The 24,841-nt window shown below is 57.1% G+C and carries 23 protein-coding genes and 2 pseudogenes; 18 read left to right on the top strand and 7 right to left on the bottom strand.

Going from position 1 to position 24,841, the window contains the following annotated elements:
* The first annotated feature begins 1 nt into the window (after nt 1).
* Genes MHI61_RS19855 through MHI61_RS19840 form a run of 4 tightly spaced genes read left to right on the top strand, consistent with a single transcriptional unit; the run spans nt 2 to nt 3,425 of the window.
* Nucleotides 2-892 carry an ABC transporter permease subunit gene (locus MHI61_RS19855; RefSeq protein ID WP_086156022.1) on the top strand — a complete coding sequence of 297 codons (891 nt, stop codon included), beginning with the start codon at nt 2-4 and terminating at the stop codon, nt 890-892.
* Nucleotides 892-1,908, top strand: coding sequence for an ABC transporter ATP-binding protein (locus tag MHI61_RS19850; protein WP_097584918.1), 1,017 nt, complete (start codon nt 892-894; stop codon nt 1,906-1,908). Before MHI61_RS19855 ends, MHI61_RS19850 begins: the two co-directional genes overlap by 1 nt.
* Nucleotides 1,905-2,858, top strand: a complete 954-nt coding sequence (locus MHI61_RS19845; protein ID WP_239790208.1) for a peptide ABC transporter ATP-binding protein — start codon at nt 1,905-1,907, stop codon at nt 2,856-2,858. The genes MHI61_RS19850 and MHI61_RS19845 overlap by 4 nt, the downstream gene beginning before the upstream one ends.
* Before the next feature lie 27 nt (nt 2,859-2,885).
* On the top strand, nt 2,886-3,425 hold the full coding sequence (locus MHI61_RS19840) for a gluconokinase (RefSeq protein ID WP_239790207.1): 540 nt from the start codon (nt 2,886-2,888) through the stop codon (nt 3,423-3,425).
* On the opposite strand, the gene MHI61_RS19835 is transcribed toward MHI61_RS19840, so the two are convergent.
* The 3 genes from MHI61_RS19835 to MHI61_RS19825 form a co-directional block, all read right to left on the bottom strand.
* Nucleotides 3,415-4,662, bottom strand: a complete 1,248-nt coding sequence (locus tag MHI61_RS19835) for an FAD-binding oxidoreductase (protein ID WP_239790206.1) — start codon at nt 4,660-4,662, stop codon at nt 3,415-3,417. The two genes, MHI61_RS19840 and MHI61_RS19835, sit on opposite strands and share 11 nt — an antisense overlap.
* A 73-nt stretch (nt 4,663-4,735) precedes the next feature.
* Nucleotides 4,736-5,239, bottom strand: coding sequence for an isoprenylcysteine carboxylmethyltransferase family protein (locus MHI61_RS19830; protein WP_239790205.1), 504 nt, complete (start codon nt 5,237-5,239; stop codon nt 4,736-4,738).
* Nucleotides 5,236-6,288, bottom strand: a complete 1,053-nt coding sequence (locus MHI61_RS19825) for a type III polyketide synthase (RefSeq protein ID WP_239790204.1) — start codon at nt 6,286-6,288, stop codon at nt 5,236-5,238. The genes MHI61_RS19830 and MHI61_RS19825 overlap by 4 nt, the downstream gene beginning before the upstream one ends.
* Before the next feature lie 167 nt (nt 6,289-6,455).
* On the opposite strand from MHI61_RS19825, the gene MHI61_RS19820 reads away from it, so the two are divergent.
* The 3 genes from MHI61_RS19820 to MHI61_RS19810 are packed head-to-tail and all read left to right on the top strand — an operon-like array spanning nt 6,456 to nt 8,439.
* Complete coding sequence (locus MHI61_RS19820; protein ID WP_239790203.1) at nt 6,456-6,992, top strand: tetratricopeptide repeat protein; 537 nt, start codon at nt 6,456-6,458, stop codon at nt 6,990-6,992.
* Between the two features lie 44 nt (nt 6,993-7,036).
* Entirely contained in the window at nt 7,037-7,642 is a 606-nt protein-coding gene (locus MHI61_RS19815; protein WP_239790202.1) for an RNA polymerase sigma factor, read from the top strand.
* A complete protein-coding gene (locus tag MHI61_RS19810) occupies nt 7,639-8,439 on the top strand; it encodes an anti-sigma factor (RefSeq protein ID WP_239790201.1) in 801 nt (266 codons plus the stop codon). The genes MHI61_RS19815 and MHI61_RS19810 overlap by 4 nt, the downstream gene beginning before the upstream one ends.
* A gap of 59 nt (nt 8,440-8,498) precedes the next feature.
* On the opposite strand, the gene MHI61_RS19805 is transcribed toward MHI61_RS19810, so the two are convergent.
* Nucleotides 8,499-9,623, bottom strand: a complete 1,125-nt coding sequence (locus MHI61_RS19805) for an acyltransferase (RefSeq protein ID WP_239790200.1) — start codon at nt 9,621-9,623, stop codon at nt 8,499-8,501.
* A gap of 82 nt (nt 9,624-9,705) precedes the next feature.
* Nucleotides 9,706-10,472, bottom strand: a pseudogene (locus MHI61_RS19800) (IS5 family transposase).
* A 260-nt stretch (nt 10,473-10,732) separates the two neighbouring features.
* Between MHI61_RS19800 and MHI61_RS19795 the strand changes: the two are divergent.
* Nucleotides 10,733-11,041 carry a hypothetical protein gene (locus tag MHI61_RS19795; RefSeq protein ID WP_239790199.1) on the top strand — a complete coding sequence of 103 codons (309 nt, stop codon included), beginning with the start codon at nt 10,733-10,735 and terminating at the stop codon, nt 11,039-11,041.
* 129 nt (nt 11,042-11,170) lie between these two features.
* On the opposite strand, the pseudogene MHI61_RS19790 reads toward MHI61_RS19795, so the two are convergent.
* Together MHI61_RS19790 and MHI61_RS19785 are read right to left on the bottom strand one after the other, a co-directional pair.
* Nucleotides 11,171-12,350, bottom strand: a pseudogene (locus MHI61_RS19790) (O-antigen ligase family protein).
* Nucleotides 12,351-12,523: 173 nt separating this feature from the next.
* On the bottom strand, nt 12,524-14,518 hold the full coding sequence (locus MHI61_RS19785) for a nucleoside-diphosphate sugar epimerase/dehydratase (RefSeq protein ID WP_239790198.1): 1,995 nt from the start codon (nt 14,516-14,518) through the stop codon (nt 12,524-12,526).
* 342 nt (nt 14,519-14,860) lie between these two features.
* Here MHI61_RS19785 and MHI61_RS19780 point away from each other — a divergent pair, with 342 nt between their 5' ends.
* The 10 genes from MHI61_RS19780 (at nt 14,861) to MHI61_RS19735 (ending at nt 24,731) form a co-directional block, all read left to right on the top strand.
* The gene (locus MHI61_RS19780) at nt 14,861-16,471 is read left to right on the top strand and encodes an ABC transporter ATP-binding protein (RefSeq protein WP_239790197.1); all 1,611 of its coding nucleotides are present in this window, start codon (nt 14,861-14,863) and stop codon (nt 16,469-16,471) included.
* A gap of 218 nt (nt 16,472-16,689) precedes the next feature.
* Entirely contained in the window at nt 16,690-17,454 is a 765-nt protein-coding gene (locus MHI61_RS19775) for an FkbM family methyltransferase (protein ID WP_239790196.1), read from the top strand.
* Between the two features lie 17 nt (nt 17,455-17,471).
* Nucleotides 17,472-18,212 (top strand): methyltransferase domain-containing protein, encoded by a 741-nt coding sequence (locus MHI61_RS19770; RefSeq protein WP_239790195.1) that lies wholly within the window; start codon nt 17,472-17,474, stop codon nt 18,210-18,212.
* Between the two features lie 75 nt (nt 18,213-18,287).
* A complete protein-coding gene (locus tag MHI61_RS19765; RefSeq protein ID WP_239790194.1) occupies nt 18,288-18,614 on the top strand; it encodes a hypothetical protein in 327 nt (108 codons plus the stop codon).
* Nucleotides 18,615-18,616: 2 nt separating this feature from the next.
* Entirely contained in the window at nt 18,617-19,387 is a 771-nt protein-coding gene (locus MHI61_RS19760; RefSeq protein WP_239790193.1) for a hypothetical protein, read from the top strand.
* Between the two features lie 34 nt (nt 19,388-19,421).
* The gene (locus MHI61_RS19755; RefSeq protein ID WP_239790192.1) at nt 19,422-20,375 is read left to right on the top strand and encodes a glycosyltransferase family 2 protein; all 954 of its coding nucleotides are present in this window, start codon (nt 19,422-19,424) and stop codon (nt 20,373-20,375) included.
* 5 nt (nt 20,376-20,380) lie between these two features.
* The gene (locus MHI61_RS19750) at nt 20,381-21,340 is read left to right on the top strand and encodes a glycosyltransferase (RefSeq protein WP_239790191.1); all 960 of its coding nucleotides are present in this window, start codon (nt 20,381-20,383) and stop codon (nt 21,338-21,340) included.
* Nucleotides 21,337-22,449 carry a glycosyltransferase gene (locus tag MHI61_RS19745; protein ID WP_239790190.1) on the top strand — a complete coding sequence of 371 codons (1,113 nt, stop codon included), beginning with the start codon at nt 21,337-21,339 and terminating at the stop codon, nt 22,447-22,449. The genes MHI61_RS19750 and MHI61_RS19745 overlap by 4 nt, the downstream gene beginning before the upstream one ends.
* Nucleotides 22,449-23,573 carry a glycosyltransferase family 4 protein gene (locus tag MHI61_RS19740; RefSeq protein WP_239790189.1) on the top strand — a complete coding sequence of 375 codons (1,125 nt, stop codon included), beginning with the start codon at nt 22,449-22,451 and terminating at the stop codon, nt 23,571-23,573. Before MHI61_RS19745 ends, MHI61_RS19740 begins: the two co-directional genes overlap by 1 nt.
* Before the next feature lie 42 nt (nt 23,574-23,615).
* Nucleotides 23,616-24,731 carry a glycosyltransferase family 4 protein gene (locus MHI61_RS19735; RefSeq protein ID WP_239792881.1) on the top strand — a complete coding sequence of 372 codons (1,116 nt, stop codon included), beginning with the start codon at nt 23,616-23,618 and terminating at the stop codon, nt 24,729-24,731.
* Nucleotides 24,732-24,841: the final 110 nt, after the last annotated feature.

Genomic DNA, 24,841 nt, shown 5'->3' with positions numbered 1-24,841 from the left:
CATGAGCACGGTCACCGTCAAAACCGGCCAGCCATCCGCCGCTGCGGAGTTCTGGCACTATTTCTCCCGCAACAAGGGCGCCGTCATCGGCCTCGTCATTTTCATCATTATCCTGGTCGTCGCAATCTTCGCGCCGATCTTTGCGCCGCATGCGCCGAACGAGCAGAACCGCCAGGCGCTGCTCGCCGTGCCTGCCTGGATGGAAGCCGGCAGCATCTCCTTCCCGCTCGGAACCGACGCTGTCGGCCGCGATATCCTGTCGCGCCTGATCTACGGCGCGCGCTTCTCGCTCTTCATCGGCGTCGTCGTCGTCACGCTTTCGGTCATCTGCGGCGTTCTGATCGGCCTGGTGGCCGGCTATTTCCGCGGCAAGATCGATACGGCGATCATGCGCCTGATGGATATCATCCTGGCCTTCCCGTCGTTGCTGCTTGCTCTCGTGCTGGTGGCCGTGCTGGGGCCGGGCCTGACCAACGCGATGATTGCGATTTCGTTGGTCAACCAGCCGCATTTCGTGCGGTTGACGCGCGCCTCTGTTATTTCAGAGCGCGAGAAGGAATATGTGATCGCCTCGCGTGTCGCCGGTGCCGGCACCCTGCGCCTGATGTTCAAGACAATCCTGCCGAACTGTCTTGGGCCGCTGATTGTCCAGGCGACGCTCGCCTTTTCGGCGGCGATCCTCGATGCCGCCGCCCTCGGTTTTCTCGGCATGGGCGCGCAGCCGCCGACACCCGAATGGGGAACCATGCTCGCCGAATCCCGTGAGTTCATCTCGCGCGCCTGGTGGGTCGTAACATTCCCGGGTCTTGCAATCCTCATCACCGTTCTTGCCATCAACCTGATGGGTGACGGCCTGCGCGATGCGCTTGACCCCAAGCTGAAGAGGTCGTGATGCCACTTCTCGAAATCGAAAACCTGACTGTCGAATTTCAGACCTCTTCCGGTCTCTTCCGCGCCGTCGACCGCGTCTCGCTCGCCTGCGACAAGGGTGAAATCCTGTCGGTCGTCGGTGAATCCGGCTCGGGCAAATCCGTCGCCATGCTGGCCCTGATGGGGCTTTTGCCCTGGACGGCGAAGATCACCGCCGACCGTATGCAGTTCGATGGCCAGGATCTGCGCGGCATTTCCGGCCGCCAGCGTCGCAGGATCGTCGGCAAGGACATGGCGATGATCTTCCAGGAGCCGATGTCGAGCCTTAACCCGTGCTTCACGGTCGGCTTCCAGCTGGGCGAGACCCTGCGCTTCCACATGGGCCTCAATAGGAAGGAGCGTCGCCAACGCTCGATCGAGCTCTTGAACCTGGTCGGAATTCCGGCGCCGGAGGATCGGCTGTCGAACTTCCCGCACCAGATGTCGGGCGGCATGAGCCAGCGCGTGATGATCGCCATGGCGCTCGCCTGCAATCCGAAGCTGTTGATCGCCGACGAGCCGACGACCGCGCTCGACGTGACGATCCAGGCGCAGATCCTCGATCTGCTGGTGCGCCTGCAGAAAGAGCACGGCATGGCGCTGGTGCTGATCACCCATGACATGGGTGTCGTTGCCGAAACCGCCGAGCGCGTGCAGGTGCAATATGCCGGCCAGAAGGTGGAGGAGCAGCCGGTAAAGGCGCTGTTCCGCGATCCGCACCACCCCTATACGGCCGCCCTGCTAGCCGCCCTGCCGGAGCGGGCCAAGGTCGGTCAGCGTCTTCCCTCGATCGCCGGCGTCGTGCCCGGCCAGCATGGCCGCCCGACAGGCTGTCTGTTCGCGCCGCGCTGCGGCTACGCCACGGTCGAATGCGATCGCGGTGTCGTGCGCCAGGGGCCGGAGCTCGGGCTGGCGCTCTGCAACTATCCTTTGAAAGACGGCAAGCCGCTCGGGCATCCCGGCGTCATGGTCAATGAAACTGCAGGAGACCTGGTATGACCGGCGCTGTTCTCGAGGGCAGGGATCTCGCCCGCTTCTACACCGTCAACCGCGGTCTCTTCAAAGCCGACGCCACCGTCAAGGCGCTGAACGGCGTCAGCTTCAGCCTCCATTCCGGCAAGACGCTCGCCGTCGTCGGCGAATCCGGTTGCGGCAAGTCGACACTCGCCCGCCTCGTCACCATGATCGAGGATCCGACGGCCGGCGAATTGCTGATCGACGGCAAGCCTGCGCGCATCGGCGACCGCAGCCTGCGCAGCCAGGTGCAGATCGTCTTCCAGAACCCCTACGGCTCGCTCAACCCGCGCCAGAAGGTCGGCTCGATCCTCGAAGAGCCGCTGAAGATCAACACCGATCTCAATGCCGCCGCCCGCCGCCGCAAGGTGGAGGAGATGATGGCTCGTGTCGGCCTGCGTCCGGAACACTATGGCCGCTATCCCCATATGTTCTCCGGCGGCCAGCGCCAGCGCATCGCCATCGCCCGCGCCCTGATGCTGCGGCCGAAGGTGCTGGTGCTCGACGAACCGGTTTCGGCTCTCGACCTGTCGATCCAGGCGCAGGTGCTGAACCTGTTGAGGGACCTGCAGAAGGAGATGGGCCTTGCCTATCTCTTCATCTCGCACGGCCTCTCCGTCGTCCACCACATCGCCGACGAGGTGATGGTGATGTATCTCGGCCGTCCGGTCGAAACCGGTCCCGCCGCCGAGGTCTTCGCCCGGCCGCGCCATCCCTATACGGCAGCCTTGCTGTCGGCGACACCGATCGCCGATCCGGAACGCGCCAAGAACCGTATCCGGCTGCAAGGCGAGTTGCCGTCGCCGCTAAAGCCGCCGTCCGGCTGTCACTTCAATCCGCGCTGCTGGAAGGCGCAGGATTATTGCCGTCAGGTTTCTCCCGAACTAAGTGGAGAAGGTGCGCAAAAATATGCCTGTCACTTCCCGCTCGATTGAGCGGGAAGCCGGAGTCTCGGAGGGAACATGCCGGGTGAGCTGAGGAAAAGACCCTATGCGATCATTGTCATGGGGGTCAGCGGCTGTGGCAAATCCTCGGTCGGCGAAAAGCTGGCGGAGGCCTTGCACCTCGCCTTCATCGAAGGCGATGCGCTGCATCCGACCGCCAACGTCGAGAAGATGTCGAAGGGCATTCCGCTGACCGATGAGGACAGGATGCCGTGGCTCGACCGCATCGGCGAAGACATCAAGGCTTCGCTTGCAAAAGGCGAGGGCATCATCGTCTCCTGCTCGGCGCTGAAGCGCATCTATCGCGACAGGCTGCGGGCTGCGGCCGGCGGCAACCTGTTTTTCGTCTACCTCGAAGGCTCCAAGGCCTTGCTGACCAAACGGATGGGTGAGCGCAAGGGCCATTTCATGCCGGTCTCGCTGCTCGAAAGCCAACTGGCGACGCTGGAGGTGCCGACAGGCGAGGCGGGCGTCGTCACCGTCGATATTGACGACACGGTGGAAGGCATCGCGGCGACGGCCCTGAAAGGGCTTGCCGCTCTCGGTGTCACGGGTTGAAACGCTGCGGCGAATAGGCCGCAAAATCGATGAACGGTTTTTCGCCGGTTATGAGCTCGGCCAGCACGCGGCCGGTCACCGGCCCGAGCGTCAGCCCGTGATGGGCATGGCCGAAGGCGAACCACAGGCCCTGATGGCGCGGCGCCTTGCCGATAATAGGCATCATGTCAGGCGTGCACGGCCGCGCGCCCATCCACGGTTCGGGATCGAGCCTGTCGCCGAGCGGGAAGATCGTGCGGGCCACGGCTTCGGCCCGGTCGAGCTGGACCGGCGTCTTCGGCGCGTCGAGCGTTGCGAATTCCGCTCCCGTCGTCAGCCGGATGCCGCGGCGCATCGGCGCCAGGAGATAGCCGCGTTCGGCATCGAGCATCCAGTTATTAAGCACGGCATTGCCCTTTGCGGCATAATGCATGTGATAGCCGCGCTTGACGCCGAGCGGGAAGGAATAGCCGAGCCGGCGTGTTGCCACTGCCGCCCAGGGGCCGAGCGCGATGACCGCATCCTCGGCTTCGAGCGGGCCTTCCCCGGTCATGACCTTCCAGCCGGAGCCGAACTGGCCGAGCGAGGCAGCGTCGCCCGTGACGAAGCGGCCGCCGAGTCTTTCGAAATAGCGGCGATAGGCTGAGGTCAGCGCATGCGGATCGAGCACCGACCAGGGATCGCGCCAGCGGATGCCGCCGGCAAAATCGCCTGTCATGTCAGGTTCCATGCGGGCGATGTCAGCCGAAGTCAGGCTGTCATAGTCCACCCCGAATTCACGTTGCCAGAGTGCGGCCTCCGCCAGGGCCTCGTCGCGCCTGGCCTGCGTTCGGAAAATCTTTATCCAGCCATCCCTACGGATCAGCGCTTGCGCCTCTGACGCCTCGATCAGATCCTTGTGTTCGGCAATCGAATGTTCGATCAGCGGCGCATAGGCGCGGGTGATCAGAGCATGCCGCCGAGCATTCGAATTCCACCAGTAGCGGGCGAGAAAGGCGAACTGGCTCGGCAGCGTGCGTAAGTGATAATGCGCGTCGATGCGGTTATTCAGCGCATAACGCAGCAACAGGCCGAGCTGCTGGGGAAAGCCGTAAGGCTCGACACCTTCGCGCTGGATCAGGCCGGCATTGCCGAAGGAGGTTTCGCTGCCCGGATCCCTACGGTCGATCAGTGTCACCTGCCGGCCGCGCCGCTGGAGATGGATGGCCGCCGACACCCCGACGATGCCGGCGCCGAGCACGATTGCGTTTTTCGTCATTCCGTTGCATTCCGCTGTGTTATCGCAGTGAAAATGCCCCCGCCGAAACTGCGGCGCAAACGAAAAATCGCATTCATTTCACAATCATTACGCTTTTCAGTGCGGCATTTTCGGCCTTCATGCGGACAAGGAGGACGCAAGCGTTGAGAAGCGAAAAGCCGATCGCGTAAAGCGTCAGCCCGAAGACGAGAGGAAGGGCGAAGATCTCGCCGACGACGATTGCGTAGTTTGGATGCCGCAGGAAGCGATAGGGACCGGATGTCACGAGCGGCGTGCCGGGCAGGATGATGATGCGCGTCGTCCAGCGGTCTTTCAAGGTCGCCAGCACCCAGAGCCGCAGCGCCTGCAGCCCCATGAACACCGCAAACCAGAAGAGATCGACCGGCTTGCCCGGCGCCAGCAGCCAGAGGCCGATGATCCAGCCGGCATGCAGCGCCACCATGACGGGATAGTGCTCCGGCGCAACTTCCTTGCCGCCTCTGGCGAGAAGGGCAGCAGTGTTGCGCCGGGCGAGTACCAGTTCGCCAAGTCGCTGCAGCGTCACGAAGGTAAGCAGCGCGATCGACGGCCACATCATGCCGTCCTCTTGAGCGTCACGCAGCTCGCCGAAAAGCCCGGTCCCATGGCGATCATCGCGGCGCGCTCCGGCAATCCGGCGCGGATCGCCCGCTCCAGCACGAAGAGAACGGTCGGCGACGACATATTGCCGTAGTCGGCAAGCACGTCACGCTCGTGATCGAGAGCGCCCGGCTTCAGCGACAGCGCGCTCTCCATCGCGGCCAGCACTTTCGTGCCGCCGGGATGGCAGATGAAGCGGTCGATATCGTCTGGTGCCAGCCCGTTCCGCGCGAGAATGGCCGTCACCGCCGGGCCGAGCTCCTGCTCGGCAAAGGGCGGTAGGGCTTGCGCCAGCACGATGCCGAAGCCGCCGTCGTCGATCTTCCAGCCCATGATATCGAGCGTGTCGGGAAAGAGATGCTCGCCGGTCGATTCCACTTCCGCCAGCCCGTCGTCGCCCGATCGCAACACGCAGGCGGCGGCGCCGTCGCCGAAAAGCGCCGTCGCGATGATGTTCGGCCGCGTCAGCTCGTCGAGGCGGAAGGCCAGCGTGCAAAGCTCGATCGAGACGAAGAGCACGACGGCGCCCGGCCGGCTTCCCGCCAGTCGCGCGGCGATCGCAAAACCCGACACGCCGGCCGCACAGCCGAGCCCGAACACCGGCACCCGCTCGATATCGGCCCTGAAACCCATCCGGCGGGCCATCTGCGCATCAAGGCTCGGTGTGGTAAAACCGGTGGAGGAGACCGTCACCACACAGTCGACATCGCCGGCCTCAAGCCCGGCCTGCTGAAGGGCTGAGCTCGCGGTCTCGACGAAGAGCCCGCCTGCCACCTCCCCATAGGCCTGCATCCGGTCCTGCCAGCCATGCGCTTCGTCGAACCAGGCAAGCGGGCGCGCGGCATGGCGCTTTTGGATACCGGCGCTGTCGAAGACGCGGGCAAGATGCCGAAAATCCTCGAAACGGTCGGAAAACAGCCGGGCAGAGGTTTCGAGCGCTTGTTTCTGGAAAATGACATGTTCGGGTGCAGCGACGGCGAGGCTGACGAGTTTTACGGTATCGGTCACGGAGTTCTCCTTGTCGTTCCCGGCGCAACGCTGAGAACACCCGGTCCCGATGATTTATTCGGCTTCGCGGGCTTCACGAAGCCGTTATGGAGAAAATAAGAGGCCGGCGAATAAAGTCCGGGGCAGCGGTGTTTTCTCCTCGCAACGTCACTTTCGAGGAGTTTTCCATGACGATCATGACGGTCCGTTTTGCTTCCATCCTTCTCGGCGGCTGCCTTGCCGCTTCCCTCGTCTCCGGTCCTGTCTTTGCGGTCGGCGATGACAACAGCACAATGCCGACCTGCAAGAAGGGCGAGATCTACGACCAGAAGACCAGGAAATGCGTCAAGCAGCAGAGCGCCAACATCTCGGACGAGAACCGCACCGACTATGCCTATTCGCTGGCCAAGGCCGGTCGTTATGAGGAGGCGCTTGCGATGCTCGACACGGTCAAGGACCAGAACAGCGCCGAAGTGCTGAATTATCGCGGTTATGCCACCCGCAGGCTCGGCCGCACCGACGAAGGCATCTCCTATTACCTCCAATCGGTGAAGATGGACCCGCAATATGCCAAGGTGCGCGAATATCTCGGCGAAGCCTATGTCATCAAGGGCCAGCTCGATCTCGCCAAGGAGCAGTTGAGGGCCATCAAGGCGATCTGCGGCACAGCCTGCGAGGAGTATCAGGATCTGAACGCGGCCATCCTCGATCCGTCGAAGATCTGATTGCCGGCATGGGCGGGAAGACAGAACCAGAAAGGCATGTGAGAATGTCGGTCGCGCGCGCCTCATTTCCTGCCTATAGTCGCGCAAGAACGGAATCGCCGGTTCATCCGGCGGTCCCGAAAAATGCAGGATCGTCGGAGGCGGCCATCGCCAGCGCAGCGGATATCAGGAGCGGCCTGACGGAAAATCTGGCAAGGCTCTGGCGTTATGGTCTTGTTCTCTCGCATCAGCGCGATGTCGCCGACGACCTGGTGCAGGCGACCTGCCTTCGCGCGCTGGAGCGGGCCGATCAATTCGTCCCCGGCACCCGGCTCGACCGCTGGCTGTTTTCGATCTTGCATTCGATCTGGCTGAACGAGATCCGCTCGCGCAGGGTGCGCCAGGGCCAGGGCTTCGTCGATGCGGGGGACGCGCTGATCTTCGACGGCGCGCATGATACCGAGACCCATGTGATGGCGGGGCAGGTGCTGAAACGGGTGAGTACCCTGCCCGAGGCGCAGAGAACGGTGGTTTTCCTCGCCTATGTCGAAGGACTTTCCTATCGCGAGGTTGCAGGCATACTGGATATCCCGATCGGCACCGTGATGAGCCGGCTGGCGGCAGCGCGCGCCAACCTCTCCGACGACGAGCGGGAAGGGGGACGGCAATGAATAGGAAATACACCACTCCCTCCGACGAGGACCTGACCGCCTTCATCGACGGCGAACTGACGGCCGAACAGACAGCCCAGGTCGAGGCCATTGTGAAGGAAGACGAGAGCGTTGCCGAACGGCTGGAGATCTTGGCGCGCGCCAGCCTGCCGTTCGAGCAGGCCTTTGCGCCGCTGCTCCAGGAAGCGCCGCGCGAAAAGCTGGAGAGAATGCTCGAAGCCATCCCTGCGCGGGAGGATCCAAAAGCTGTCTCGGCGCCCGCTGCCAGCCGCCGCCGCTTCCTCGCCGCGCTCGCCGCTTCGCTCGTCGCCGGCATCGCCATCGATCGCGCCGTCCTCGGCCTCGGCAGAGGCTTTTCGGCAAAGGACGAAAGCAGCGAATGGCGCGCCGTGGTCGCCGATTATATCTCGCTCTATACCGCGGAAACGCTGGCAGGTCCGACGCCCGCCAGGGCGTCTCAGGCCGCCCAGCTCGCCCCCCTCGACGATAAACTCGGCCTGTCGCTCTCTCCAGAAGCGGTCTCGCTTCCGGGCGTCGATTTCAAACGCGCCCTGCTGCTGCAATATGACGGCAAACCGCTCGCCCAGATCGCCTATCTCGACCCTGAAACCGGGCCGATGGCGCTGTGCATCGTCCGGTCCGATGCCGGCCCCAAAGCGCCGGACCTCGAAAGCCGCAAAGGCATGAACGTCGTCTACTGGTCGAACGGGAGACACGCCTTCATGCTGATTGGGCATGCGGCTGCGGACCGGATGACGGCGATTGCGGAAGGGGTGCGGGGGAGGGTGGCGGTATGAGCTCTGCTACGGCAAATTCTAGCAATCTATCACTGCCCTGCAGTCGCCTAAACCATGTGCTAGTCGCCTGAAGTTGTCTCTTTATATGCACGGCGCCGTGACCATTGTCGACCGGGTTTCTCTATAAGCAAGTAAGTGATCGTGCTTACGGTCATCACCAGAAGCAGCATAAGAGCCAATCCAGTATAGTTTTTCCCCGGTAAGAAAACATATGTTATCGAAAAATCAACTATACTATCGAAGAGTGGTTTCCCTCCAATCTTAAACACCGCCGAGCGGAACAATTCTAGCCACCAGGAAATCACAAGCATATGAACCATATAAAGAGAGTACGAGATGGTCCCAAGAAGAACAAGGGGCCGAAGATGCAGTAGTCGGCTGAGCAAACCTGCTTCTGCTGCGAAGATAATAACGGATACTGCGAAAAGGAGTGGAGCTAAGAGCGATACCGGGCCTGTGCCGACCAGCGCGATGAAAGCAGCGATAGCGATTACGGTCACGGCTTCCATGACCGAGCTCCAGAAGGGTTTGGCTTGTAGAAGTATCCTCAACTTCGCGGCGCCGACGTACAGCTCATATGCAACGATACCAACGCCAAAGCCGTATATGCAGCGTACAATCCCATATGTCGCAGTGCTGTCCAAGTTCTTTCCGGAGTTGAAAACGAATAAGAATATGGGGGATGCCAATATTGCTGATGCGCAGAGAATAAAAAATGCACGTCCGCTGAACTTTATAGCAATAGCAAATAATAAATATGTAAAAAACTCGACACTAATACTCCAGCTCGGCTCGTTCCATGTTAGGAAATCATAAACATGTAGGCTGTGAACTAAAAAGACGTTGGCGAGGATCGTGTCCCAGCTTTCAGTTGGCCTTGGAAACCAGTGACCAGTCCGGGGATAAACAATTACGGCTTGCAGAGCAATAGTTCCGAACAGGGCCGCAACGTGCAGAGGGTACACTCGACCGAAGCGGAGCCACAAGAATCGGCGAATGCTATATCCGCTGCCGAGTTTGAAGCCATAGGAGGAGTAGATCACGAACCCGCTGAGGACGAAGAAAAAGTCAACGAACAGATACATCCCGTTGAAAATGGCGATGTTCCCCAGCCCTGCTGTCGTGCGGAAATGGAAGGCTACAATGGATAGCGCTGCTATACCGCGCCAGCTATCGAGCACCACGAATCTATTTGCCTGCATTGTTGCCCTTGAAGGTTTCCGCGGCAGACCTTTATCATGGCATATGATGCGCGGCCAGTGCGGATTAGGCCGTGGACTCGTAATGGCGGAGAGCAAGGCGAACACAAGCTAGTTTCGTCATGGCGAGGAAGTTCGCGCCTAACTTGTCATACTGGGTCGCGATCCGTCGATAACATTTGAGTTTATCAAAGAACCGCTCTATAAGATTTCTCTTTCTGTAAAGCCAAGGGCTAATACGATGGGTTTCTTTCGGTTGGATTTTGGCGGGATGTTCGCCCAAGATTGTTTCGTTCTCACTTGGGCGCGTAGCCAATCAGCATCATAGGCTTTGTCTGTCAGGACCATACCGCCGAGGATAATTCACTAAGCAGCTTGCTCGCCACAGTTAGATCGTGAGCTTGACCGGGCGTGATGGCAATCTTGATAGGCAATCCCTTGCCATTAGTGATCGCATGGATTTTGGTCGTAAGACCACCCCGGCTTCGTCCAAGGCAACGATCCGGATGTTCGGTGGTTAGCGTGGCCGCAAGATGATGCACCCGAACGGAAGTGCCGTCGATCATCGTGATTCCATCATCCGACGAGTTCGTTACGGCATCCATCAACTTGCCCCAAATTCCAACTGCCGCCCAGCGCCTAAAGCGATTATAGCAAGTCGTGTAAGGCGCATATCGTTCAGGGACATCCCGCCAAGGGGCTCCTGATCGCAGAACCCAAAAGATACCGTTCAACACGCGGCGGTCGTCAACGCGAGGAACGCCTCGGGGCTTTGTTGGGCAGAAGCGGCTCGATCACGCGCCACTCGAAGTCGGTCAGATCATATCGGCTCATGTCAAACTGGAATCAGAAATTGTGATTATATGGAAGTACACAGCCATGACTTGCCTACGCCCGAGGAGCCGTTAGATTATTCTCATGGCTCGGTGGCAGTTCGTTCTCGATCTTATTCCCTCGTCAGTCGCTACCGTGAATGGGGTGGTAGCCGCGCGTATGAGCCGTGATCAGCTTGACGCTATTGAACTGAAATTCTCTCAGGCGACCATTGAAGCAATCGTCGAACGTGTCGGGATGATGTTACCTGAGAAGCAATCTTGGGCACCAGACCTGCGCATTTGGGGGATGAAAAAACCGACGACGTACAGATCGGCTTTCGAGGAACGATAATCGAAGATGTCCAGTTCCGTTTAAATGTCGGCGATCTTTCGTTGCCACTGGTAGGTAGAATTTGCGCCCTGGCGCGCGCCTTTGATTGTGTTTTCGCGTTGAGGAGCGGCGCTATTATCCGCCCGTACAGCGAGGTACTCGTTCGCGCGATCACGCAATCCGACGCAGCCCGATTTGTAGGTGAGCCAGAGCGCTATCTCCGGGAGGCTATCCAGCGCGACCCAGAGCCTCAATGATGTACACAGCCAACCTCGGCCATCCGGTTATGAGTACACGGCCTAGATGAAGGAATTCTGACCCATTCGCGCCAGAGAGCCAGTTAAGGGACCGCTGAGGAGGTTGATCTCTAGAGCATTTCTCGCTGATTAGCTTCGGATCAAGGACCCGAAGCATATGCTGCCCCGATCCGCGCAAATAGGGCGCCCATATAGGCGAAGATTGGATCCAATACTTTTTGATTGAACATGACGCCGAAGCTGCCGGTGATGACCTAGCTACTGACCAGCAGAAGAGCGATTGCCATGGAGATATCTTGGCTCGGGCCGGGATTCTTTTTTCCACGCGGCTGTAATTGGCGTCAGCAGCAGCAGGGAAAGCGCTGCGATGCCTAAACGCCGGCATCGATTCCCGCTGTGGCAAAGCCGTTATGGACATGGGAATAGGGCAATTGCGGCCCATAGCCGGTCAACGGAACCTTGGTGATTGCGGATAGGGCAGCCTTTGTAGAGAGCAACCCGAGCGTTCAGCGAGGTGAGTCACCATCGCTGCGTTCGAGCGAGGCCATATTTTCCTGCAGCGCCTCGAAGCGATGAACGATTTGGCCACTGCCTAACGCGATGAGTCCGGCGAATAGCAAACAGCCGGTCATGGTGAGGCTGCGAAAACTTAGATGGAAGCTGTGTTTGTGGAAATACCAGAGAAGGATGACGAGTTGGACGGGGATCACCAGCCAGGCCGAGCGCGTTCCGGAAAGTAGCACACAGGCTAGACCGGCCACGTATACCAGGATCGCAATCCTTTACGCTTTTCGGAGATTGAACATTTAGAAGCGCAACGCCGCCAAAAAGAAAGCCTTTGATTCCGAGGAGCGGCATTCGACGTCCCAGCCTCTGCTCTCTCCATCAGAAACATGATCTGCACCAGGCTAACGAGAAAGGTAACGATCATTCCGATCCCGGCACCGAGGATAAAAAGCGGCACGAGGCGGCCATCCGGAGATTGGCGCATTCGCGGCTATATCAGCCCGGAGTAAGGCGGGTTGATGAAGATGCTGGCGATCATCACCAGCGGGTAGATCGTCATGCAGATGGCGACTGCCCGGTCGGATTTCGACAGATTCAGAGGAAAGCGGGCCGTCGCCAGTAGGTAGATGCCCGACAGCATCGACCCGAGCAGAATAAATGAATTGAAGTTCGGCGAGAGGCCCAGAAGAATTGCGGAGAAAAATATCGCAATGCCGTTGGTGCGATCAAGCGCGTTCCTGGATTGGGGATAGATCAGCTCTAGCGTAAGTCGTATGAGGTTGCCGATCCTGACGATACTTATGTCGTCCTCGCTACGGATCGAGACCACGGCTGTAAAGCCGTGAGATTGAATGCAATCTATGCTTTAGGGTTGGTGATATTCCGGCAACACGATCTATAGGCACCGGACGAGGGCGGCGACCGCAAGGTCGATTTGATGGAAACTTGTCTGAAGGTGGCTGTACGTCGATGTCTTCAGGCTGCCGGAACGGTTTCGGCACCGGTGAAGGCAAGATCGGAAACCTCACCGGTTGAGGAATAGCCGGAGACGAGTTCTGCCAAGGTCGCGCGTGCCGCGACCATATCGTTTCGATCCAATGCCGCATTGAGCAAGCTGAGCTTCTTCGAAAGCTCCGGCCAGAACAGGAAATCCTCGCGCGCCTTCATAATCCGGGGATGTTCGGTTGTCTCGGGGTTATCCCCGATCAATAGCTCTTCATAAAGCTTCTCGCCGGGCCTCAGGCCGGTAACGGAAAGCTCGATGTCCCCTTCGGGATTATCCTCGTCGCGGACGGTCAATCCCGAAAGCTCGACCATCTTGCGGGCGAGGTCTGCGATGCGGACGGGCTCGCCCATGTCGAGCAGGAAAACATCCCCGCCCTCGGCCATCGCGCCCGCCTGAATGACCAGTTGCGAGGCCTCCGAAATGGTCATGAAGTAGCGGGTTATTTTCGGGTGCGTCAGGGTAACCGGCCCGCCGTCCTTGATCTGCTGCCGAAACAGCGGCACGACGGATCCGGAGGAACCGAGCACGTTTCCGAACCGGACCATGGAGAAATTCGTGCGCACTCTGTCAACGGCCGGTTCTGCGGCAAGCGCCTGCAGAACCATCTCCGCCAGCCTCTTGCTGGCACCCATCACATTCGTCGGACGCACGGCTTTGTCCGTGCTGATCAGCACAAAATTCAAGACGCCGCATTTGTTCGCCGCGCGTGCGGTGATCAGCGTCCCCATGACGTTGTTCTTGATGCCCTCCACGGCATTATGTTCGACGAGAGGCACATGCTTGTAAGCGGCGGCATGATAGAGCGTCTGAGGCCGCCAGCTCTGCATAATATGTTCCATGCGGTCATGGTCGCGGACGGAACAAAGGATCGGAACGATCTGTAGGCTTTCCTGCTGGTAAAGTTCAGCCAGCTTTAGCAATTCGGCGTGAATATTATAAAGCGAAAACTCGTTCTGATCGATGAGGATGAGGGTCGAAGGCGCGTTGCGCAGAATCTGGCGACAAAGTTCACCGCCGATGGAACCGCCGGCGCCGGTGACCATAACCACCTTTTTGCGCATCGCCTTGTCGAGCAATTCCTGCCGCGGCGCTACCGCTTCCCGTCCCAGCAGGTCTTCGATCTCCAACTCACGAATGTCGGAAACGGCGACACGGCCCTGAGCAAGCGCAGTCAGGTCCGGCAATGTCCGAACATTCACCCTGGCTTTGCGGATGCGCTCGAGGATTTCGTTGCGCCGCTGCCGCGATGCGGATGGAAGAGCAAGAAGCACATTGTGCACGCCAAGAGCTTCGGCGAGCACCGGAAGATCTGACGGGTCGTAGATCGGCAAGCCGCCCATGATGCCGCCCTTAAGACGCGGATCATCATCCAGGTAACCGACGACATTGAGTTCGGCGCTGTTCGTCAGAGCACCGGCGAGTTGTCGGCCGGCATTCCCGGCTCCGTAGATCAGCACTTTAGCGAGCGTATTCTGGTGAAGGATCCGCTGATAGGTATCGCCGAGCCAATAGCGGATACCCAACCGCGACAGTCCGATCGCAATCAGCAGCAGGAAGGGCTGGAGAATACCGACGGTTCGCGGAACGCCCGGGACGCTCAGCGCCGTAAATATCGTCATGAAGGCGACGTCGTAGATCGCGATAGCCTTTAGAACCGCGATGAAAGCGGCCATGTTGGCATAACGAAAGATCGCCCGATACATGCCCATCGCGAAGAAAATCGGAAGGGCCATACACAGGGAAACGAAGACCGGCAACCACTGCACGCCGGTCAAGACCGTCCATTCGTTTAGGCGGAAACAATAGGCCAACCAGATCGTCAGGACACAAAGACTGGAATCCACGAGCAAGGCGAGCGCGCGTTTGGCAGCACGCGGCATTGCCAGCAGAGGAGCGACGAGCGCCTGCATCGGCACTAAGAACCATGCTGAGCGTGGCGTCCCAGTGGGGGTATTTTCAGGCATTGCTTCCCAGCGTCTCGCAGATCATCAGACAATCACCTTCTTGTCATTTTCTACAACGAGCGCAACTGAAATAATCGGAAATCAAAGTCTTCCGCACTACCAATCTACCAGAAGTTGCTTATGGAGATGTTGGTCGGATCATGCAGCCGCTTCCCCAATCGGATTGAGGTCAGTTGCAGTATCTCGCGCTCTGCTTGCTGCAAGCGGCTAGGTCGGAACAGACGTTAGCCATCATTTGGTTGAGAGATGAGCATGCCAACATTTCTAAAGGCAACTTATTTGGTTGCGGCATTGGACCGTGGTTGCTAGTTAGCCTTCCCTGATAACACGCGAGGCGATTTGTTGGCAGTCCTTGGAAAGCTCTATTCAATACTAGATGCTCGCGAGCGGTTGCGGGCTGCCATGATTTTTTCCTTGATGGTAATCTCTGCCTTCCTCGAAGTCGCGGGTGTGGCTAGCATATTGCCATTTATTGGCGTGCTAGCGAATCCAGAGGTAATTCACACGAATCATATCATTTCCGCCGCCTACCAGACGCTGCATGTCAAGGATACGCGGGCATTCCTAATCGCACTGGGGGTGATGATGCTCGTGTTCTTGCTGTTTAGCCTCGCTCTGCGGGCATTAACGGTCGTTGCCATACAGCGGTTTTCGGTCATGCGTATTCACGCAATATCGATGCGTCTCCTTAAGACCTACATGTCCCAGCCGTACGAGTTCTTCCTAGAGAAAAATACGTCGAGCTTGTCAAAATCCCTGTTGTCTGAAGTCCAAGAAGTTGCGGGTAACGTTATGTTGCCTGGTATGCGCGCCCTTGCAGGCGCGGTAGTCTCCACAGCAATCATAGTATTGCTGATCGTTGTCGAGCCAGCGACCTCCGGCGTCTTGGCTGGATCTTTTGGATTGAGCTACATTGCAATCGACGCGTTTACGCGGCAGCGGGTGAAGTACTCAGGCGAACGGCGTCTTAAAGCTAACGATGCTCGGTTTGTGGTTGCTGCGGAGGCGCTGCAGGGCATTAAGGAACTCCGGTTGCTTGGTCGGGAAGACGAATATTTGTCCCGTTTCGGCGCGCCGTCGAAGGCCTATGCCCACCATCAATCTATGACGATGATTACCCGCGAGCTTCCATTCTACTTTATTCAAGCTGTCGCCTTTGGATCTATGCTTGGCGTTTTGCTTTATTGGATAGCACGTGGCGACAGGGTGGATGAGATCCTCCCTCTCATTAGCTTCTTCGCATTTGCCGGATATCGGCTGCTTCCGGCGTTCCAGGATGTATTTCGCAGTGTCGGGCAGGTGCGATTCGCTCTGCCGTCTCTGGACGAACTGATCCGAGATCTATCTCTAAAGCAGAACAGTCTTCCGATCGGCAACCGGCCGGCCCAATCATTGCCATTTCGAGATAAGATTGGGTTCGAAGATGTGGATTTCCAGTACAAATCCTCCAATACGAAAACGATAAAAAACTTGAGTGTTGATATTCCTGCGAATAGCACTGTCGCATTTGTTGGGCAAACCGGCGCGGGGAAGAGCACCATTGTTGACCTTCTACTAGGTCTTATGATGGCGACGTCTGGCCGCATTACCGTCGACGGTGTGCCGCTTGACATGCGTAATACTCGGGCGTGGCAGATGAATCTGGGATATGTGCCTCAACAGATCTTTCTGGCAGACAGTACGGTATCGGCCAATATAGCATTCGGCGTGCCTCCTGCCGAAATTGATAATGAGGCGGTGAAACGAGCAGCTATCCAGGCGCACATTCATGACTTCATCATAAGCGAACTCCCCAATGGCTACGACACGATCATCGGGGAGCGGGCGCCCGCCTTTCGGGCGGACAGCGGCAGCGCTTGGGTATCGCACGTGCCTTGTACAGAGATCCTCAGGTGGTTGTCTTCGATGAGGCAACCAGCGCGCTGGACACCCAGACAGAAGCGGCTGTTATGAAAGCGATAACTGAACTCGGGCAGCACAAGACGATTATAATAATAGCCCATCGGTTGGCGACTGTTCGCAACTGCGATCAAATTGTCCTTCTGGATCGCGGGCGGCTTGTCGCGCAAGGTTCATATGAAAGCTTGCTAGAGAATGAAGAACTCTTCCGAGACCTTGTCCATGCGTCACCGGAAGGAATACCATCACAATGAACACAATCGAATGTTGCCATGATAACGCGATTTAGAAAACTCTGTCAGACGCTTCGTTGGCTCACACCGCTCGCAGGTGATCCAGTCGCGGCGGCGCGGATCATCATCCGCCGAAAAAGAAATCCTTTCGGCCTGCTACAGGTGAAGTATGACGGCAAGCCGCTGTATTTCAGGGGCATCGACAGCAACGCGCTCGTGGAGGTGCTCCACGAGCGCGAGTACGAGTTTCTGACTTCTGATCTGCGGTCCGCTGATGCGCCACGCGTGTTGGACGTGGGAGCCCATATCGGAACCTTCGCCGCTTGGGTCCTCAGTGTTAATCCTCAAGCTGCCATCGTAAGTGTTGAACCAGATATACATACTTTCGCCGTGGCAATGAAGAATGCGCATTCTCGTTCTGCAAATTGGCGCGTGATTAATTTCGCAGCCTCCGGTACTGACGGGGAGAGGCTACGCTTTTCGACCGCCGGTCCCTCGATGAGCCATAGGATCTCGCCTGAAGGGGATATGGAAGTTGAAACGATAACGCTTGAAACGCTGATGAACTCGATCGGTAGCGGGAAGGAAATTGATATCCTAAAGATCGACGTTGAAGGCTCTGAAGAAGATTTCCTGTGCGCAAAGCCCGAATCACTTGCATCCGTGCGGTGTTTGGTTATCGAACTCCATCCAGGTATCTGCAATATTGAGCGCGTTCGAAAGGCGATTTCGAGTCATTTCAAAATGGTGACTGAGGTGCCGGGCCGTCGGTCGGACAAGCCGCTTTTGCTATGCAGGAAGTAAAGAGTTCGGGGGATATCATGCATGAAATTCGAGACGCAGGTGGACTTGTTGGGCTCCATATCCCCACCTTCGAGCGCTTGTTGCATATGCTCAGGGGTGCCGGCACCATCAGCACGCTGCGATGCCTTGAGTATGAGCGCTTAAAATTTCTCGGCCTTGAGGGATTAGTGTTGGATTTTGGTGGCGGTAGTCGAACCAACTATAGCCAGTACGTCAAAGAATGGACGAAGAGCGGCGCCCCATTCGTTTATGAATTGGCGAATATCGATCCTAACACCGAGCCGACCTATCTAATCGAACCCAATGGATTCCTACCTTGCCCCGAACAACACTACGATTCCGTTGTTTCTTTCAATACTCTTGAACATGTCTATCATGCAAAAGAAGCGCTGAGCAAACTCCAACGAGTATTAAAGAAGAATGGGAATCTCCATTTTATCGTTCCGTTTATCTTTCGAGTCCACGGTCATCCCAGCGACTACATCAGGGGAACGCCAGCTTATTGGCAAACGTTGCTCCATGAGTGTGGGTTCACTCTCACATCGACCACTGCCCTGTTGTGGGGGCCGTACTCAACGGCCTGCAGTGTTACCGGCCTACCTGGCCCCTTTAAGCGCACACGGACTCGCATAGCATTAACAATCGACTACCTCCTGGCGTGTTGGAAATTTAGGAAAGGCGGAGAAACGAAGTTTAACCAAGATCATCCGGCTGTTAGATGTGCTTTAGGCTACCTCATCAGCGCAAAAAAGCAGTGACTGGATGATTGTCACGGAAGCGGTTTTTATGCGGATCGAAAAGGCGACAGTTTGCGGCAGAGCAGAGGCGGTGCGATGTTACAAATAGTCGAGTCTAACGCCGTCCAGATGCTGCTTGTTTCGTTTGCCGGGGTCATCGCATACGGTATTTACACCTTTCGTCCCTGGCTGCTTGCTTTCGCCGGCGTGGTCGTGGCGATTCTGATCCATTTCAGCTTTCTATTTGATGTCGGCGAGGTCTATTCTTACTCCGACTTCTATAAGAGAGCCTTTTGGTATTTCGGTGATGACGTAACCACGTGTCTGGCAGCGGCTTACATATGGTCGCTCCTTTCTCGTCGCCCCAAATTGGGATGCGTCTTGGCGACCGCAATCCTCCTCTCGGGGGGAGAATTGGCATAATATTGGTCATCATTCAGATTGGTTTATTGTATTTCCGGCCGAACTTGAATTATCGCGGTCTCTTCACAACGGTTGCGCTCACAATAGCGACAGCTGTTTCTGTGTATTATTCTTCCGTCCTCGTTTCGCCGACTATGATCTCGGTCGGAAACGAGGTGGCGTATCAACTTGGCAGCAATGAGCCTTGGTTTCAAAAGACCACGAACGGAGCTGATTGCTTAGGCGACAATTGCTTGGAATATAAAGTCAAAAGGCCCTTGCGCATCCGAGTCTATGGTGCCATCGCGGGACTGTGGATGACGCTCGACGGCGGATATCCGGGATCGAGGTTCCCCAACACACCAGAAAAGTTAGCCGACCTCATGACGGAAGCGAACCCTTGGGGGCTAAACGACAGGCTTGGCATTACACGGCAAGACTGGCTCATGGTCGGCACTATCCAGTCTCCGTATCTTCAGTTTGGCGCTGGTTATGGTCCCTACTTTCTGATCGCAGCCATGAGCATAATCGGCCTAATTTGTGTTGTCGGATTCCTAAACCTGATTGCGCAGCCCGGTGAGTCAGGTTCCGCGTTTGCGATATTCTTCATAGTGAACGCAATATTCAATCAGACCCAGGCGTGGCTGTTGCCTGGTCCGATTCTCTTCGTCATGGCGTTGTGCGGAACTAACATAATGGTGCGACCTTTTTTGACTGGCAGGCGGTCTGGCAGTCAGGCCCAGACCGTCGTCGTGGCAAAGGTTAGTACTATCGCCGGCCGCCAGCTATCCTAGCTCGTACGTGTTGGATTCAGAAAGCAGTAACCGAATGGCGCCGTTGATCACCATTGGCATCACTTCCTTCAATGCCGAAAGGCATATTGCCAGGGCCATATCTTCGGCGATCGCTCAGAGTTGGGAGCCACTGGAGATCGTTGTGGTTGATGATAGATCGAGCGATCAGACCTTCGAGTTGGTAGAGCAGATCGCCAAGGAACATCCACAGCTTCGGCTGTTCCGTCAGGCTCATAATTCAGGAGTAGCGGCAGCTCGAAATCGAATAATAGCAGAAGCCAGAGGCGATTTTCTAACGTTCTTCGATGACGATGATGTGAGCGATCCAGTCCGAGTTGCCACGCAATACCGGCGGATTGTCGAGTATGAAGGCCAGTTTCCTGAAAGGGTGCCGGTAGTCTGTCACACAGCCAGGAGGCAGATAGCCCGCGATGGCACTGAACGCATAGAGCGAACGATGGGATGCTCCCAGGAAAAGGAGGCGCCTCATGGTCTGGCCGTTGCCGGGCGGCTCTTATGGGGAGAGCCGGTCGAGGATGGCTACGGCGCGGTCGCTACGTGCTCTCAGATGGCAAGGACTTCGACTTACATAGAGCTTGGCGGATTTGATCCTACCTTCCGTAGGTCCGAAGACATGGAATTTTGCGTGCGCGTGGCAAGAGCGGGTGGTCACTTCATTGGGATCGCGGAACCCCTCGTGACCCAGACGTTGACATATAGCTTTGATAAGTCGCTCGAGAAGGAGCTACATTACAAGCTCCAAGTCATTGACAAGCACGAGACCGCATTCAAAAACAAGGACCACTATCGGTTTTCGAGGGAATGGATGAAAACAAAGTATCTGTGGTTACGCGGCGACCGGGCTGCCTTTGTTCGCAAACTGATAATAAGCGCCATAACCCATCCATTTTTGACGTGGTCCCGCCTGCGGTATGCACTGCCGCAGCTCGATAGTAACCGTAGTTTTTCCGTGTTTCATCGCAAGTGATATCCATGCACCAGAGCGAGCGCGTCACCGTTGGCATCACCTGTTTCAATGCGCGCGACACCATCGGCAATGCTATCAGGAGCGCTCAGTCGCAGGATTGGCCCGATCTTGAAATCCTCATCGTCGATGATGCGTCAACAGACGGATCGCCCGAGTATGTCGCATCGTTGATTGCTGATGATCCCAGGATTCGTCTCATCAGTCACAGCGCAAATGGGGGCGCTGCCAAGGCAAGAAACACCATCATCGAAGCAGCGACGGGAGACTTCATCGTTTTCTTCGATGATGATGACGAGAGCGCCGCCAAGCGGGTAATGCTGCAGGTGGCCGCGATAAAGGCGTTCGAGGCGTCGAACGGATCTCGCGCGGTTGCGTGCTATGCCACAGGAGAGCGGATTTACCCCAACGGCCATCTCAAACCGCTTCCCGCTATCGGGTCCGTGGGGACGACCCCATGCGGAACGGACGTCGCGGATTATCTCCTCTTTTATAGGCGGAGGCGGGATTATTTTTACGGTTCGGGCACCCCCACATGTGCGCTGATGGCAAGGCGAGAGCTGTTCCGGAAGCTTGGCGGCTTTGACGCGTCGTTAAAGCGCGTTGAGGATATCGATTTCGCCATTCGTCTTGCGCTCGCGGGCGGCTGTTTTATCGGGACGTCCGAAAAGCTATTCCTGCAGCATTCAACCGAGGGATCCGACAAGTCGCCAGACGCAAATCGCTCTGCCGAGATCGCAGTCGCAAAAAAACATGAGGGATATTTGCGGTCCATTGGCAAATATCATTATGCCAGCCATTGGCCGAATCTGCGATATCACCATTTCAAGCGACAGTACGTTCGGTTTATTGCCCAGTTCCTCATTATCGCCGCCAGGAATCCTATCCTCGCCACCTCGCATCTTTTGGCAACCGGGCCAAAACGCCTTCGTCACGAGAGGCGCATGAATAAGGGGTATATACAATGAGGTTTTTGTTTGTCGCCCGCGCCATGCATAAGATGGCTGGTGGCCTTGAGAGGATGATCGTGACCATCATGAACGAGATGGCCCGTCGCGGACACCAAGTGGCCCTTCTGAGCTGGGACCGAGACGATGCGGAAGCTTTTTATCCGATGGCCTCGGAAATAGGCTGGTACAAGCTACATACGGGCGATGCCGCCCGGAAGGCGAATGTTTTGACGCGCTTGCAGCGCGTGCCGAAAATCCGCAGATCCGTTTCCCAATTCTCTCCGGACGTCATCATTTGTTTTCAAGGCGGCCCGTTTCGGGCTATGCTGTCCTATACAGCAGGAATGGGAATCCCTCTGATCGCGGCCGAACGTACAGCGCCTACGCTTTATGAACATGCCAACAGTGCGTGGAGTAAACGAAAAGAACATTTCAGCTTTCGTTTCGCAAAACGCATCACAGTGCAATTCGACCGATATCGGGATTACTACCCGAAGGCTCTTCATAAACTAATCGTCGAGACGCCCAATCCGGTCTCCGAGGCTCATGAATTTGCGGTCGCTGGCGCCGCAAACCGACAGGGCCGCTTCACGCTGCTCTCAGTCGGCCGACTGAGCTACCAAAAGAACTATCACGCTCTGCTGCAGGCCTTCTCGATCGTCGCAGATCGGTTTGTCGACTGGGATCTGAAAATCGTCGGTGAGGGGGAGGACCGGATGTCTCTCCAAGAGATGATCGATAGCAGCTCCAACCTGCGGGGACGCGTATTTCTGACAGGCACGACCTCGGACGTGTCGTCCGTTTATGTCTCATGCAATCTGTTCTGCCTGCCGTCTAGGTGGGAAGGTTTCCCGAATGCTTTGGCCGAGGCTCTTGCGCACGGCCTGCCTTCCGTAGGCTATAGCGATTGCGCAGGAGTCCGCGATTTGATACTGCACGGCGGAACAGGTTTGCTGGCTGAGGGGAACGGTTCGCCTGACAGCCTTGCAAACGCATTGGGCGACTTGATGGCCGATCATGCCCGGCGGGCCGAAATGGGCGGCAATGCACGCCTTTCAATGCGTCAGTATCTGCCGTCAGCCTGCTTTGATCGCTGGGAGAATGTCCTGAAGCACGCGGCAAGCTGATGAAATTTTTGTTTTGCATCAAATCGGTGACCACGTTTGGTGGGGGCGCTGAGCGTGTTTTCGCGGAAGTGGCGAACGGTCTTCACCGTCGCGGCCACGACGTCTCGGTTCTGACATTGGATGGTATATCGGCATCTTCTTTTTATCCATTAAGCTTGGAGATAAAGCGACATGCGCTAGATATCCGCGGCTTGATGCCGCTCCCGCTTATCAGGCTGCGGCGACGTATCGTGGAATTGGCTCCCGATGTTGTTCTGGCATTCATGCCATCGAGTTACACGCCAATCGCTTTCGCGTTAATGGGATCTGGCCTGCCCATCATAGCCAGCGAGCACAATGTGCCTGCTCGCTACAACGGGACGCCGCTCAAGTGGACGCTGCTCAAATTGTCCGCTCCATTTGTTAAGCGATTCACAGCTGTTTCAAGCCAGATGAAACAGCTGTATCCGCCCGCGATCCGCGTCAAGATGGACGTGCTGCCCAATCCGACCGGGTGGTCTCCTGATCGGCAGGCTGACGTCATCGGCATGGAGTCGACGCGTATCCTCCTCGCAGTCGGGCGACTTCATCCGCAGAAGGATCATATGACACTGGTACAAGCCTTCGCCTTGATCGCCAGCGATTTTCCAGAGTGGACATTGAAAATCGTCGGAGATGGCGACGAGAGAGCGACGATAGAGGCAGAGGTAAAGCGCCTGAACTTATCGGATCGCGTGCTCATACCTGGCAGTACGCCGGATATCTCCTCCGAATATAGCGCAGCGCAGCTCTATGTGATCTCATCTGCCTATGAAAGCTTTGGCCTGGCGACTGTGGAAGCGCTGGCCCACGGACTGCCAGCGATCGGTTTCAGTGACTGCGCTGGTACGAACGAGCTCATCAGAAGTGGAGAAAACGGTCTCCTCGTGGGTTCTCGGCCAACAAAAGTGATCGCCCTGGCCGCCGGCTTGCGACAGCTCATGCAGGACGGCGAGCTCCGCCTTCGCCTGTCGAAGCCTGCCAACGCGGCCTATGCCGGCGCGACTCTCGAAGAGGTGCTCGACAAATGGGAGGCCATCAGTTTCCGATCGTTCACCGTCTCATCTGGAAAATTGCTGGGGGCCGCAGATGGTGACCATGTGTAAACTGGCAATCGTTTTAGCCCCTCGGAGTGAATAAGTTTGAAGGTGCTATTCTTTGTAACCGAGGATTGGTACTTCCATTCTCATCGCCTCCCCCTGGCCGTGGCCGCGAAAGCAAAAGGTTGCGAGGTGGTTGTCGCAACGAGAGTGACGGATCATCGGGATGAAATTGAAAAAGAGGGCATTCGCGTTGTGCCTCTGCGGCAGCTTGTCCGGTCAAGCCTGAACCCGCTTCGGGAACTTGGTGCGATCGCGGAACTCTATTCGGTTGTGGCGCGCGAAAAGCCTGATGTAATTCACAATGTTGCAATGAAGCCAGTCATGTATGGCAGCATTGTCGCCATGATGACAGGAGTCTCCAGACGAATAAATGCGCTAGGTGGCTTGGGTTTTGTGTTCTCCTCTCAAAATCTCCAGGCAAGAATCCTAAGAAAATTTATAGTTTCAGTCTTTCGATACCTGCTCAAGAGGAACGGCACGGCTGTCATTGTCCAGAACAAGGAAGACTTCGACGTCGTGACCCACGCATTCGCCGTCGATGAGGCTAGGGTCCATCTTATCCACGGCGCCGGCGTCGATTTGGACGTTTATGTCCCAACGCCGTTAGCCATGATCGACCCTGTGGTGATGCTTGCATCCCGGATGATCCGAGATAAGGGTATAGGCGAGTTCGTCGAAGCGGCGAAGTTATTGCGGGCCGAGGGCGTGAATGCACGCTTTGTGCTGGTGGGGAAACCAGATCGCGAGAATCCCGCATCGGTAGCTGAAAGCGAATTGGTGCGTTGGGTTTCGGAAGGTGTCGTCGAATGGTGGGGTCACCGTCAGGATATGCCCCAGACGCTTGCGCAGGCTTCGATCGTTTGTTTGCCGAGCTATTATGGGGAAGGCGTGCCTAAGGTTCTCATCGAGGCCATGGCTTGCGGCCGCCCGATCGTCACCACTGATATGCCCGGATGCCGCGAATTGGTCGCGGATAGCAAAACCGGACTGGTGGTCAAACCTCGTGATATTAAGAGCTTGGCCGCCGCGCTGAGGACGCTCTTACTCGACCACGCAAAGTGCGAGGCGCTTGGAGAAGAAGGACGTAAGCTTGCGTCGACAAAGTATTCCCTGCCTAGAGTCATCGAGAGGGTGTTGGATCTTTACGGCTTAGTCCCTTAACACATGTCAGATGGCGATCAAAAGCAAGCAAACGATCAAAGAAACGGACCGCTCACCTCGTTCGAAGTGTGAACCGGTATCTGTATCGAGACGAAACAATAGGCAGGGGG

It is taken from the genome of Rhizobium sp. K102 (assembly GCF_022385315.1).
GTDB lineage: Bacteria > Pseudomonadota > Alphaproteobacteria > Rhizobiales > Rhizobiaceae > Rhizobium > Rhizobium croatiense.
This window is presented reverse-complemented; position numbering and strand designations above follow the sequence as displayed.